At 66.0% G+C, this 12,515-nt stretch carries 10 protein-coding genes; 4 read left to right on the top strand and 6 right to left on the bottom strand.

Annotated elements, in window-relative coordinates:
• Positions 1 to 11 precede the first annotated feature (11 nt).
• Positions 12 to 2,114 (bottom strand): methyl-accepting chemotaxis protein, encoded by a 2,103-nt coding sequence (locus N911_RS0108075; protein ID WP_029896049.1) that lies wholly within the window; start codon positions 2,112 to 2,114, stop codon positions 12 to 14.
• A gap of 488 nt (positions 2,115 to 2,602) precedes the next feature.
• On the opposite strand from N911_RS0108075, the gene N911_RS0108070 reads away from it, so the two are divergent.
• A complete protein-coding gene (locus N911_RS0108070; RefSeq protein ID WP_029896047.1) occupies positions 2,603 to 4,123 on the top strand; it encodes a B12-binding domain-containing radical SAM protein in 1,521 nt (506 codons plus the stop codon).
• Here the strand turns inward: N911_RS0108070 and N911_RS16765 are convergent.
• Positions 4,120 to 6,486, bottom strand: coding sequence for a CheR family methyltransferase (locus N911_RS16765; RefSeq protein WP_237559968.1), 2,367 nt, complete (start codon positions 6,484 to 6,486; stop codon positions 4,120 to 4,122). The genes N911_RS0108070 and N911_RS16765 overlap by 4 nt on opposite strands.
• 20 nt (positions 6,487 to 6,506) lie before the next feature.
• The gene (locus N911_RS17490) at positions 6,507 to 6,767 is read right to left on the bottom strand and encodes a hypothetical protein (protein WP_051694091.1); all 261 of its coding nucleotides are present in this window, start codon (positions 6,765 to 6,767) and stop codon (positions 6,507 to 6,509) included.
• 430 nt (positions 6,768 to 7,197) lie between these two features.
• Here N911_RS17490 and N911_RS0108060 point away from each other — a divergent pair, with 430 nt between their 5' ends.
• The 3 genes from N911_RS0108060 (at position 7,198) to N911_RS17485 (ending at position 10,893) form a co-directional block, all read left to right on the top strand.
• Positions 7,198 to 8,652 carry a catalase gene (locus tag N911_RS0108060; RefSeq protein ID WP_029896046.1) on the top strand — a complete coding sequence of 485 codons (1,455 nt, stop codon included), beginning with the start codon at positions 7,198 to 7,200 and terminating at the stop codon, positions 8,650 to 8,652.
• A 347-nt stretch (positions 8,653 to 8,999) separates the two neighbouring features.
• Positions 9,000 to 10,238, top strand: a complete 1,239-nt coding sequence (locus tag N911_RS0108055) for a SpoIIE family protein phosphatase (RefSeq protein WP_029896043.1) — start codon at positions 9,000 to 9,002, stop codon at positions 10,236 to 10,238.
• 82 nt (positions 10,239 to 10,320) lie between these two features.
• A complete protein-coding gene (locus N911_RS17485) occupies positions 10,321 to 10,893 on the top strand; it encodes a hypothetical protein (protein ID WP_029896042.1) in 573 nt (190 codons plus the stop codon).
• 59 nt (positions 10,894 to 10,952) lie between these two features.
• On the opposite strand, the gene N911_RS0108045 is transcribed toward N911_RS17485, so the two are convergent.
• From N911_RS0108045 to N911_RS0108035, 3 genes are read right to left on the bottom strand one after another with little or no spacing between them, the layout of a single operon-like run.
• A complete protein-coding gene (locus N911_RS0108045) occupies positions 10,953 to 11,345 on the bottom strand; it encodes a CBS domain-containing protein (protein WP_029896041.1) in 393 nt (130 codons plus the stop codon).
• Between the two features lie 26 nt (positions 11,346 to 11,371).
• Positions 11,372 to 11,719, bottom strand: a complete 348-nt coding sequence (locus N911_RS0108040) for a P-II family nitrogen regulator (protein WP_029896037.1) — start codon at positions 11,717 to 11,719, stop codon at positions 11,372 to 11,374.
• Positions 11,716 to 12,501 carry a DUF1538 domain-containing protein gene (locus N911_RS0108035; RefSeq protein WP_029896035.1) on the bottom strand — a complete coding sequence of 262 codons (786 nt, stop codon included), beginning with the start codon at positions 12,499 to 12,501 and terminating at the stop codon, positions 11,716 to 11,718. The genes N911_RS0108040 and N911_RS0108035 overlap by 4 nt, the downstream gene beginning before the upstream one ends.
• Positions 12,502 to 12,515 lie beyond the last annotated feature (14 nt).

Genomic DNA, 12,515 nt, shown 5'->3' with positions numbered 1-12,515 from the left:
CGCGCGTGAGGCTAGCCCTGCCCCTCCTCCTGCAGTTCCTGGATGAGGGTGCGCAGCTCCTGCGCCTGCTGGGAGAGCGAGCTGACCGCCTCCGCCGCCTGGTTCATGGCCTGGGAGGTCTCCGCGGAGATGGTGTTCACCTCGGTCATGGAGCGGTTGATCTCCTCGCTGGAGGCGGACTGCTCCTCCGAGGCGGTGGCGATGGAGCGGACCTGGTCGGCGGTGGACTCCACGATGCCGAGGATCTCCCGCAGCGCGCCGCCCGCCTGGGAGGCCATCTCGTTGGTTTCGACCACCACCCGGGCGGCCTGGTCCATGCTCTCGATGTTGGTCCGGGTGCCGCTCTGGATGGCCTCCACCGCCTGCCCCACCTCCTTGGTGGCGGACATGGTCTTCTCGGCCAGCTTGCGCACCTCGTCGGCCACCACGGCGAAGCCGCGACCCGCCTCGCCAGCGCGGGCGGCCTCGATGGCCGCGTTGAGCGCCAGCAGGTTGGTCTGGTCGGCGATGTCGGTGATGACCTCCATGATCTGGCCGATGCCCTGGGCCTGGCCGCCCAGTTCGCCCAGGGAGTCCTTCATGCCCTGGGCCTGGTGGTTGATCTGCCCGATGGACTCGATGACCCGCTCCACGATCCGTTCGCCCTCCTGGGCCTTCTGGCGGGCGTTGTCCGCGCTTTCCGCCGCCTTGGAGGCGTTCTGGGCCACCTCCAGGACGGAGGCGTTCATCTCCTCCATGGCCGTCGCCGTCTCGGTGACGCGCTGGGCCTGGCTCTCGGCCCCCCGGCTGGACTGCTCGATCTGGGCGGCCAGCTCCTCGGAAGCGGAGCCAACGATGTGGACCACGCTCTCCAGCTTGTCCGCGGCCTGCAGCATGCCTTCGCTGCGGGCCTTGCGCGCCTGGCGCAGGGCCTCTTCCGCCTCGCCCTTGGCTTCCTCGGCGGCGGCCGCCTTCTCCTCGGCTTCGCGGCTCTTGCGGCGGATTTCCTTGTCGTTCTCCTCCAGGGTGGAGGCGGTGGCGTTGAGGGTGTCCAGAATGTCGCCGATCTCGTCGGAGCGGGTATGCTCTTCGCGGTAGGCGTAGTCCCCGCCGGAAATGGTGTTCAGCGCCTTGGTGATGCGTCCGAGCGGCCGGATGATGACCCGGTTGGAGAAAAGCCAGATGACCACCGCGATGACGGCCAGGGAGATGAGCCCGACCAGGGAGAGGTAGGTGATGGTCCGCTCCACCGGCTGGTTGATCTCGGCCATGTCCAGCAGGCCGATGAGCTTCCAGCCCGTGTCCGGCGCGGTGACGACCACGCCGAGCTTCTCCGTGCCGTCGGCCGTGACCCGCGCGGAACCGGAGCCCATGGCGAAGAGGTCGGACAGATAGCCGGCCTCCAGTTCGTCCACGTTCTTGAAGATGGCGTCCTCGTTCCTGGGGTCGGCCAGGATGACGCCGTCGTCCTGGAGCAGCACCACGTAGCCGGACTGGCCGAGTTGGATGGAGCCGACCAGCTCGGTCAGCCTGTCCAGGGAGATGTCCATGCCGACCACGCCGATGGGCTCGCCGTCGCGCAGCACCGTGCGGGTGACGCTGGCCACGATCTGCCCGGTGGTGGAGCGGTAGGCCTTGGAGATGGAGGCGCGGCCGGTGACGGGCAGGGCCTCCTTGTACCAGGGCCGCGCCCTGGGGTCGTACCCCGGGGGCATGGTGGTGTCCGTGCGCGCGCTGATGAAGCCGCCGTTCTCGTTGCCGAGGTAGACTTCCACATACGAGGGGTGGGATTCCTGCATGGCCCGGAAGGACTTGACGATCTGCCGCCCGACGAAATCGCCGGAGTCGGGTTCTGCGGAGCGGGGCTCGTCGGCGTCCACAAAGCTGGTGGCCACTCTGTCCAGCCGCTGGGACATGGGGAGGCTGGCCAGCATGTCGGCGTTCATGCGGCTTTCTTCCAGAAAGATGGAGATGGCCTTCTCCACCTGGGAAAGCTCGCCGGTTATGGAGCGCTTGAAGGACTCGTAGGACTGTTCCCTGAAATTGGATGCGGCCAGGACGAGAATGGCCACCATCATCAACGAGATGAGGACCACCAGCCCGGCGATGAGCTTGGTCTTGATGGAGCGCAGCATGGTACTTCCCCCCTTGCTGTGGTTGTCCGGAGCGTCGCGGCCCTCCAAGCCGGGATGCCCCGTTGGTCGCTGTGTTCCCGGCCGCGTGTCGAACCGGCGGTCCCTGGACGTCGTATACTTGCCGGATACCGGCGGGCGTCCCGCTCCAGGACGTTGCCGGAGCGCGTGGAGAGGCGGAGCGGCTGCGGAATGGCGGTATTTTGAATTTGAAATAGTATCCAGTCGCATTCCGGTTGTCGATGATAAAGATCGTGCCTACAATTCGACGTGGCTGCGGCGACGGTTGACCTAGCGGGTTGTCCGGACAAGCGGCGAAGCGATTGCGCGGGGCGGCTGTGGACCGCCGAAACCCTTTTCTGGCAGGGGTTTTGCCGCTCGCGGCCAAGGCATTGCCATTCAGCCGCTCCCTGGTATGATGGGAGTGAATATCCGGCCGGAAATCACCGCCGGGAAACGATTTCACGCCGCGGCCAATCAGCGGGGAGTGTATGAACGTACTGCTTGTCTATCCCAGGTACCCGGACACCTTCTGGAGCTACCGAACCATTCTCCCCTACGTCTCCAAGAAGGCGGCTTTCCCGCCGTTGGGGCTTCTTACCGTCAGCGCCATGCTGCCTCCGGAGTGGAATCGCCGGCTGGTGGACGTCAACGCCCGCCAGCTCACGGACGAGCAGATCAGCTGGGCGGACATGGTGTTCGTCAGCGGCATGATCGTGCAGCGCGACTCGGCCGCGGAGATCGTCGGGCGCTGCAAGGCCATGGGCAAGACCGTGGTGGCGGGCGGACCGCTGTTCTCCACCCAGAAGGCGCGGGTGCCGGGGGTGGACCACTTCGTGCTGGACGAGGCCGAGGTGACGCTGCCGCGCTTTCTCAAGGACCTGGAGGAGGGGCGGCTCGAGCACGTCTACTCCTCGGATGAACGGCCGGACATCTCCACCACTCCGGTGCCGGACTGGAGCCTCATCGACATGGACGACTACGTCTCCATGTCCGTGCAGTACTCCCGTGGCTGCCCCTTCAACTGCGAGTTCTGCGACATCGTGGCCATGAACGGCCGCAGGCCGCGCACCAAGCGGCCGGAACAGATAATGGCCGAGTTCGAGTCCCTCTATGAGGCGGGCTGGCGCGGCGGGGTCTTCGTGGTGGACGACAACTTCATCGGCAACACCGCCGAGGTGAAGAACATGCTGCCCCGGCTCATCCAGTGGCAGCGGGAGCGCGACTTCCCCTTCCAGTTCATGACCGAGGCCAGCACCAACCTGGCCGACGACCACGAGCTGATGTCCCTCATGAGCCGGGCCAACTTCCACAAGGTGTTCCTGGGCATCGAGACGCCGGAGGCGGAGAGCCTGGCGGAGTGCGGCAAGCACCAGAACGCCGGGCGCGACCTGGCCGAGGCCGTGCGCACCATCCAGTCCAACGGCATGCAGGTCATGGGCGGATTCATCGTGGGCTTCGACAGCGACACGGAGCGGACCTTCGACGCCCAGATCCGCTTCATCCAGCAGGCGGGCATCGTCACGGCCATGGTCGGGCTGCTCAACGTGCTGCCGCGCACCAGGCTGTGGAAGCGCCTCAGCGCGGAGGACCGGCTCCTGGAGGATTCCACGGGGCAGAACACGGACGGCTTCCTGAACTTCGTTCCCAGGATGGAGCCGGAAAAGCTCATCTCCGGGTACAAGCGCATCATCGAGCGCATCTATTCCCGGCCCATGTACTACCGCCGCATCCACACCTTCCTCAAGACCTACACCCCCACGGCCCGCACCCACATGCGCCGGGAGGACGTGCAGGCCTTCCTCAAGAGCCTTTTGCGCATCGGCCTGCTCTCCAAATCCAGCCCCCACTACTGGAAGCTGCTGCTCAAGACCCTCACAACCAACATCCGCTCCCTGCCCGTGGCGGTGGAGCTGGCCATCTGCGGCGAACACTACGTCCGCATGCGCGACAAGCTGCTGCGCGGGGAGGGAGAGGACCCCAACGCGGTCAGCGTGACGGCCTCCCGCTAGCCGGACTTCTTTTCGCTGATCGCGCGGCGGATGTCGGCGTCGAGTTCGCTGAAGACGAAGGGCTTGGCGATGTGGCCGTCCATGCCGTTGTCGCGGAAGCGCTGCACTTCCTCGTCGCGTACGTAGGCGGTCAGGGCGATGATGGGGATGTCGCGCGGCGCGCCGGTCTCCCCGTCGCGGATGCGGCGGGTGGCTTCCAGGCCGTCCATTTCCGGCATCTGAACGTCCATGAGCACGGCGTCGAAGCCGTCCTCGTCCAGCATATCCAGGGCCTGTTGGCCGTCTCCGGCCACGGTGACGTGGTGTCCGGCCTCGGCCAGAAAACGGGTGGCGGCCAGCTGGTTGACCCGGTTGTCCTCCACCAGAAGCAGCCGCAGGCTGGGAACCTTTTCCTTCGGCTCCAGCCGGGATTCTTCGGGGTCCTGCCTCCGTTCCCCGGTCGCTTCGGCCAGGGGCAGGGTAAAGCGGGCCTCGGTGCCTTGGCCCTGCTCGCTTTCCACGCGCAGCTCGCCGTCCATGAGCTCCACCAGCCGCTTGACGATGGCCAGCCCCAGGCCGGTTCCGGCGATCTTCTTGGTGTAGGTCTCCTCGGCCTGGGCGAAGGGCTGCATGACGTGCTCCAGCCGGTCCTTCGGGATGCCCCGGCCGGTGTCGCGCACAATGAACTCCGCCAGCCTGCGGCCCTGTTCGTCCAGGCCCGCGTCCCGCACCCGCACCCCCGTGCGTGTCTGTGGCTCGCTTCGGGCGGCCGCAGAACTCAGGGCGGAGGAAAGGGGGTAGGACAGCCCCTTGCGGGCCATCTCCAGCACGTTGGCCCGGGGCGCGCCCTGGGCTGGCTCCAGATAGCGCCCGGAGCGGCCGTGGAAGTACAGGGCATCACCGTTGCGGTTGACCAGCACCGCCGGACCGGCGATCTCCAGAAGAAAACGCTCCGCGGACCGCTTGAAATCCCGATTCTCGTCTCTGGCCGCGTTTCCGCGCCGAGCTTGCGTCTGAGGGGTGCGGGGGCGGTATTCGGGCAGTTCAGGCGTTTCGGCCAGCCGGACCGACGCCTTGCCCCGCTTGATGCGGTAGATGCGGGACTTATTGTCCAGGGGGGCGAAGACGGCGGAGAAGTCGCCCACGCTTTCCGAGGTGCCCAGCATGAGCAGGCCGCCCTGCCGCAGCCCGTAGCGGAACTGGGAAAGGGCCTTCTTCTGCGCCTTGGGCTTGAGGTACATGAGCAGGTTGCGGCAGCAGACCATGTCCAGGTTGGAGAAAGGCGGGTCGGCGATGAGGTTCTGCTCGGCGAAGACCACCATCTCCCGGATTTTTTGCCTGATGTGGTATTTCCGTTCGCTTTTCGAGAAAAAGCGCCGCAGCCTCTCTTCGGAAACGTCGGCCTCGATGGTGGCCGGGAATATTCCCCGGCGTGCCTGGGCTATGGCGTCCTCGTTGAGATCCGTGGCGTATATGTCCACTTGCAGGTCCAGTTCCAGTTCATCCATGGCCTCGCGCAGGATGATGGCCACGGAGTACGCCTCCTCGCCCGTGGCGCAGCCTGGAATCCAGACTCGGTAACGGGCTTGGTCGAGCTCCGGCAGGGCCGTCTTGACCAGTATCTCCTTGAGCGCCTCGAAGGCCGAAGGATCCCGGAAGAAGTTGGTCACCCCGATGAGCAGGTCCTTGAACAGGGCGCGGAGTTCGGCCTTGTCGTCCCGCAGATGGGCCAGGTAGTCCTTGGGCCGGCCGGTCTGGTGGAGGATCATCCGCCTGCGGATGCGGCGGTTGATGGTGGATTCCTTGTACAGGGAAAAGTCGTGGCCGGTCTGGGTCTTGAGCAAAAGGAGCAGCTTGTCCCGCGCGCTGGTCGGCAGTGTCTCTTTGCCGGGCTGCGCGCCAGAGGGGACCAGCGGAAGCCGCCGGGCGTAGTCCATGATGTGGGAGGCCATCGCCGCCGGTTCCAGCACCAGGTCGGCCAGGTCCTCGTCGATGACGCTCTGGGGCATGGTGGGGAACTGGGCGGTTTCCGGGTTCTGGGCGATGACCAGGCCGTTGGCCTCCTTGATGGCCCGCGCCCCCAGGGTGCCGTCGGCGTTGGAACCCGACAGCAGGACCGCCACAGACCTGCCGCCCGCCTCCTCCGCCAGGCTGCGGAAGAGAGTGTCGATGATGGCCCTGGAGGTGTGGTCGTCAGGCGGCTCCAGCAGCATTTTGCCGTCATAGACGGTCAGCGAGTTGCCCGGCGGGGTGACGTAGATGCGTCCGGGCTCCACGGCCATGCCGTCCTCGGCCACGGCCACCGGGACCTCGGTCTCCTTCTGCACCAGGGAGGAGAGGATGTCCCGCTCCGATTCCTTGGCCTGGTGCTGGATGAGGAGCAGGCTGCAGCAGCCGTTGTTCTTCAGGGAGCCCAGCAGGGCCGAGAACGCCTCCAGCCCCCGGCGGAGGCCCCCACGCCCACCAGCAGATGGGCCGGCTCGTCCGGTTCGTCCTCGCTGGCGTGGCTGTCCGCAGGGACTTCCTCGTCCCGATCGCCTTCAGCGCCTTCCCCGGGAGACCCTTCGGCCTCGTCCCGGGGTTCCTCTGCGGGAGGCTGCTCCCCGTTTTCCGGAGCCGCCTCCCCGTCCCAGGTTTCCGGGCCGGTGTTCTTCTCGCTGCTCATGGCTCGTCCTTGTGCTGGATTCCTGGTTCATTCTACGCTCACAGGTTGCGGCGGTCCAGGGAAAGCGGGCCGGCAGCCTGTTCCGGCCGTTTCGCCCCGTCCGTAATTCTTTTCACCGGCCCATGCCTGACGCCCTCCCCCATGGCGCAAGGAAGGTCTCTTGCAACCGGCAAGCATCTGCTTTTCCTCGATTGATTCATCACCTCGAAACCAGGCACGGGATTTCACGCTATTCGTTTGACCATATTTTTGAAAACGTGGTAGTTTCCTGAACTAAGAGTGAAAAATCCAATGATCACGACGAGCGAGGATTAGTAGCCGGTACGCCGGGATGGTCGAGCCGAAGTCTGATCACGGAACGCGGCGGGGCGGAGGCCTCGCGCAATCAGGGGCCATGCCCCGCAACTTCACCCGTTTCGGGAGGAACCACATGAGCAACGACAACCGCAAACCAACCACCACCGATGCCGGCATTCCGGTGAACAGCGACGAATTCTCCCTCACCGTGGGGCAGGACGGGCCCATCCTGCTGCAGGACGCCTACCTCATCGAGCAGATGGCCAACTTCAACCGGGAGCGCATCCCCGAGCGCCAGCCGCACGCCAAAGGCTCCGGGGCCTTCGGCCACTTCGAGGTCACCCAGGACGTCAGCGCCTACACCAAGGCCGCGGTCTTCCAGCCCGGCACCAAGACGGACACCCTCATCCGCTTCTCCACCGTGGCGGGCGAGCGCGGCAGCCCCGACACCTGGCGCGACCCGCGCGGCTTCGCCCTCAAGTTCTACACCACCGAGGGCAACTTCGACATGGTGGGCAACAACACGCCGGTCTTCTTCGTGCGCGACCCCATGAAGTTCCAGCATTTCATCCGCTCCCAGAAACGCCGCGCCGACAACGGCCTGCGCGACCACGACATGCAGTGGGACTTCTGGACCCTCTCCCCGGAATCCGCCCACCAGGTCACCTGGCTCATGGGCGACCGCGGCATCCCCAAGACCTGGCGGCACATGAACGGCTACTCCAGCCACACCTACATGTGGGTCAACGCCCAGGGCGAACGCTTCTGGGTCAAGTACCACTTCAAGACCGACCAGGGCATCGAGTGCCTGACCCAGGAAGAGGCCGACCGCATCGCGGGCGAGGACGCCGACTACCACCGCCGCGACCTCTTCAACTCCATCGAGAAAGGCGACCACCCCAGCTGGACCCTCAAGGTGCAGATCATGCCCTTCGAGGAGGCGGAATCCTACCGCTTCAACCCCTTCGACCTGACCAAGGTCTGGCCGCATGAGGACTACCCCATGCACGAGGTCGGGCGGCTGACCCTCACCCGCAACCCCACCGACTTCCACACCGAGATCGAGCAGGCGGCCTTCGAGCCCAACAACTTCGTCCCCGGCACCGGACCCAGCCCGGACAAGATGCTCCTGGCCCGCCTCTTCTCCTACGCCGACGCCCACCGCGCCCGCCTGGGGGTCAACTACAAGCAGATCCCGGTGAACAAGGCCAAGTGCCCCGTGCACAGCTACTCCAAGGACGGAGCCATGCGCGTGGAGAACGTCACCGACCCGGTCTACGCCCCCAACTCCAAGGGCGGCCCCGCGGCCGATGGCCAGCGCTACCCCGAGGACGCCGTCTGGGGAGCCAGCGGCGACTTCGTCCGCGCGGCCTACACCAAGCGCAAGGACGACGACGACTTCGTCCAGGCCAACGCCCTGGTCAACAAGGTCATGGACGACGCCGCCCGCGACCGTCTCGTCTCCAACGTGGTGGGGCACCTCTCCAAAGGCGTCTCCGAACCCGTGCTCGAACGCGCCCTGGAGTACTGGCGCAACATCGACAAGACCATCGGCGACCGCATCGCCGAAGGCGTCGGGAAGAAGTAGGACAAGCAAGTTAAACCGCCCATCAGGTCTGGCCGGGCCAGCCCTGATGGGCGGGAAGATTTCGCCCTGCGGGCGACCAGGGGGCTGCGCGCCCCCAGGACCCTGCGGCAAAGTAACTTTGCATTTGTGTTCGCGGGTGAACGCGCGTCAGGTGTGAAGCAGGGGAGCGCCTCGGCGAATGGGCGCTTTGGGAGAGGCGAGACGCCGGTACACCCCCGCCCTGGCCGTTTGGCTGGCGATATGCATGGACGCCGGATTGGGCTGGAATCCCCAGGTCGCCACGTTCCGCCCCCCATCCTTTTACTCCGGCCAACCTCCTTCATTCTCCACCTCCAAGAGTGTCCGCCATGTCCGAACAGTACGAAGATGTCTGCGAATCCAACGAGTTGTTGAACACGGTGCTGGACAACGTGGATGCCGGTGTTCTGCTCATGGACGACGGCTTCAACGTGGTCATGGTCAACCAGACCTTGCTGCGTTTGTTCGACGTGACGTGGGAGAGCATTCAGGGGGTGAAGTGCGGCAATGCCCTGGGCTGCATCCACGCGGTGCTGGAGGGCGGGAAGTGCGGCGAGACCTCGCAGTGCGAGGAGTGCGGCTTGCGCGGTTCTGTGCTGGACGTCATGCGCTGCGGGGTGCCTTCCGACCGCAAGCGATTGCGGCGGGAGTTCGTGTCCGGCGGCACGCGCAGGCGCATGTTTCTGGAGCACTCCACCAGGCGTGTGGAGCATCGCGGCAGCGGGCTGATACTGGTGGTGCTGTACGATGTCTCGGAGCTGGAGCAGAGCCGCCGGGACCTGATGGAGAGCAAGGCGCAGCTTGACCGGGACATCGAGGCGGCGGCGGAGATTCAGCGGAGCCTGCTGCCTTCGGCCAGCCCCATCGCCCGCCGCCTCAGGTTCGGCTGGAATTTCCGCCCCTGCGCCGGGGTGGGCGGCGACCTGTTCCACGTGGCCCGCCTGGATGAGAAACGGGTGGGGATGTACATGCTCGACGTCTGCGGCCACGGGGTTTCCGCCGCCATGATCACGGTCTCCGTCTCCAGGATGATGCGGCCCGAGACGGGCATGCTGTTCAAGCCGGGAGGCGGCGGCGAGCCGCTTCCGCCCAGCGGGGTCATGTCCATGCTGGAGCGGGAGTATCCCTTCGAGCGGTTCGGCAGCTATTTCACCATGCTGTACATGATCGTGGATACGGAACAGGGGGAGATGGTCTGGTGCAGCGCCGGACACCCGTGGCCCGTGTTGGCCAGGAGGGTGGGCGGCGAGACGAGCGTGCGCACGCTGGATTCCGAGGGCCCGGCCATCGGCATCGGCGCGGATGTGCCGTTCAGCGACCGGCGGCTGCGGCTGCGCCAGGGCGACCGTGTGATCCTCTACACCGACGGCATCCTGGAACGGGCGGACGACGAAGGCGAGCAGTACGGCGAGGGTCGCATGTTCACGGACGCCTTGCGCACCGCGGACCGGCCCATCTCCGAGGCCATGAACGCCATGCTGCGGGACGTGCTGGCCTTCGGCGGCGACACCCCGCCCCAGGACGACATCGCCCTGCTGGGCTTCGACTACACCGAAAGCCAGGGCTGACGGGCTCTGGCGCGCTTTCGCCTGGCACGTATCATGCTTCCGATGGCGCATCCGGAAGAGTGTGCCAGCAGGGGAGCGCGCCATGGTCAATCCAATCGAGTCCGGCTACGCGGCCCAGGCCGTCAGCGCCACGAATTCAGCCAGCCAAAAGCCCAAGGTGCAGCAGACGAACGGGCAGGGCGGGGATACGGTCAGCCTGTCCAGGGAATCCCTGTCCATGACGAGCTTTTTCCAGGGGCTGGGGGTGGAGCACACCCCGGGCAAGTCCGTCACCCTCAAGGACCTGCGGGCCGGGCTGGAGCGCACGGAGGAGGCCTTCCGGGGCGACGTGGGCGCGCTGTTCATCGAGAACGGCATCCGCGCCAAGCCCCCCGTGGAACTGACCACGGCCCGGGACGGCTCCGTGGTGGTCAAGGGCGACCACCCGCAGAAGGAAAAGATCGAGCAACTCTTCGAGGACAACCCGGACCTGTCCAACGATTTCCGCAAGGTGGCCTGCCTGACCAGCATGATCGAGGCGGGCCAGGAGCACATGGAGTTCGCCCGCGCCTACCGCCAGGACCCCTACGCCGCGGTGGCCGAGTACGGCCACCTCTTCAACTCCATGCCCGCCGACCCCTTCAGCCTGACCATCGGCGAGGAGCGGACGGCCTAGGCCGCGAACGCCCCGTCCGGCGGGCGTTCGCGGGATGTTCCGGGGCGGCGCGGTTCCGCCTACCAGAGGTTGTCGCTGCCCAGGACCAGGTTGGACAGGGTGATCATGCCCACGATCTCTCCTTTCTCGTCCGCCGGGGCGCGGTGCACGCCCACGTGCTGCAGCAGGCGGATGGCGTAACGTATGTCCATGTCCGCCGGGACGGTGACGACCGGCTTGGTCATGATCTCGTAGACGAACACCTCGTCCGGCCTCTGTCCCTGGGAGATGACCTCCCTGGCCAGATCCTGCACGGTGACGATTCCCCAGGCGTCGTCCGGGGTGCGCTTGGCCACCAGCAGTTCGGACACCTGGTTGGAGCGCATCATGGCCGCGGCTTCCTTGGCGGTGGCCATCCCCTCGATGCTGAGGACTTCCTCGATCATGACGTCGCGTACCCGGACTATCGGCATTGCCGCTCCTCCTGTTCACTGCGTTGCTAGAGGTACTTGTCCCTGACCTCTTCCTTGAACTTCTCGATCTGGCTCTCCAGGCCGACCACCCTGTCCACCGGCATGACGAAGGCGATGCCGGTGCCCGGCTTGTGGAACTCCCCGGCGGTCTTGATGGCCTCCAGAACGGGGTCCACCAAGTGCTCCTCCAGGAGGAACATGACGATGTCGGTCTGGTCCTCCAGGGTCAGGCCGAAGAAGGTCTTGGCCTCCCGCATGCCCGTCCCCCTGGCCTGGATGATGGTGGCCCCGGTGGCACCCGCCTTCTTGGCGGCGTCCACGATGGGGTCGGTCTTGTGCGGCTTGACCGGCGCGTAAATCATCTTGAACTTCATCGGCTTTCCACTCCGGTGGGTTTCCGCCGCGTTGGCCGCGCGGCGATCCAGTGGGCGATTTGGGCGTACCCCATGACGGTGATGATGGGAAAGAGGCTGGCGAAGGCGATGAGCCCGAAGCCGTCCAGGGCCGGGTCGCGGCCCGGCACCGCCTCGGACAGGCCCAGGCCCAGCGCGGCCACAAGGGGGACCGTGACCGTGGAGGTGGTCACGCCGCCCGAGTCGTAGGCCAGGGCGATGATCTTCCGCGGGGCGAGGAAGGTCTGGATGACGACCATGATGTATCCTGCGAGGATGTACATGTAGAGCGGGGTGCCGGTGACGATGCGGAAGGCCCCCAGGGAGATGCCGATGGCCACCCCGGCGGCCACCGTGATGCGCAGGCCCCACTGGCTGATGACGCCGCCGGAGACTTCGTTGGCCTTGAGGGCCACGGCCAGCAGGGAGGGCTCCGCGATGGTGGTGGAGAAGCCGATGAGGAAGGCGAACAGGTACACCCAGCCGTAGGCGGTCCAGGCGGTCGGGTCGCCGCCCAGCAGGAAGTCCGGGCTGGAGAGCTGCAGGGCCATTATCTTGCCTACCGGGAAGAGCGCCTTTTCCAGCCCCACCAGGAACAGGGCCAGGCCGAGCACCACGTATATCCCGCCCACGATGAGGCTTTTGAGATGGGGGATGGGCTGGCGCAGGATGAGCAACTGAAAGCCGACGATAAGCCCGATGATGGGCAGCACGTCCCGCACCGTGGACAGTAGGGTGGATCCGAACTTGGCAAGGAATTCCATGTGGTTCCCGCTGT

Source organism: Desulfohalovibrio reitneri, from assembly GCF_000711295.1.
In the GTDB taxonomy this organism is placed as follows: domain Bacteria; phylum Desulfobacterota; class Desulfovibrionia; order Desulfovibrionales; family Desulfovibrionaceae; genus Desulfohalovibrio; species Desulfohalovibrio reitneri.
This window is presented reverse-complemented; position numbering and strand designations above follow the sequence as displayed.

Bases quoted from the DNA above. Each gene is read 5' to 3' on its own strand.
- N911_RS0108075 (WP_029896049.1), bottom strand. From the start codon at position 2,114: ATGCTGCGCTCCATCAAGACCAAGCTCATCGCCGGGCTGGTGGTCCTC.
- N911_RS0108070 (WP_029896047.1), top strand. From the start codon at position 2,603: ATGAACGTACTGCTTGTCTATCCCAGGTACCCGGACACCTTCTGGAGC.
- N911_RS17490 (WP_051694091.1), bottom strand. From the start codon at position 6,767: ATGAGCAGCGAGAAGAACACCGGCCCGGAAACCTGGGACGGGGAGGCG.
- N911_RS0108060 (WP_029896046.1), top strand. From the start codon at position 7,198: ATGAGCAACGACAACCGCAAACCAACCACCACCGATGCCGGCATTCCG.
- N911_RS0108055 (WP_029896043.1), top strand. From the start codon at position 9,000: ATGTCCGAACAGTACGAAGATGTCTGCGAATCCAACGAGTTGTTGAAC.
- N911_RS17485 (WP_029896042.1), top strand. From the start codon at position 10,321: ATGGTCAATCCAATCGAGTCCGGCTACGCGGCCCAGGCCGTCAGCGCC.
- N911_RS0108045 (WP_029896041.1), bottom strand. From the start codon at position 11,345: ATGCCGATAGTCCGGGTACGCGACGTCATGATCGAGGAAGTCCTCAGC.
- N911_RS0108040 (WP_029896037.1), bottom strand. From the start codon at position 11,719: ATGAAGTTCAAGATGATTTACGCGCCGGTCAAGCCGCACAAGACCGAC.
- N911_RS0108035 (WP_029896035.1), bottom strand. From the start codon at position 12,501: ATGGAATTCCTTGCCAAGTTCGGATCCACCCTACTGTCCACGGTGCGG.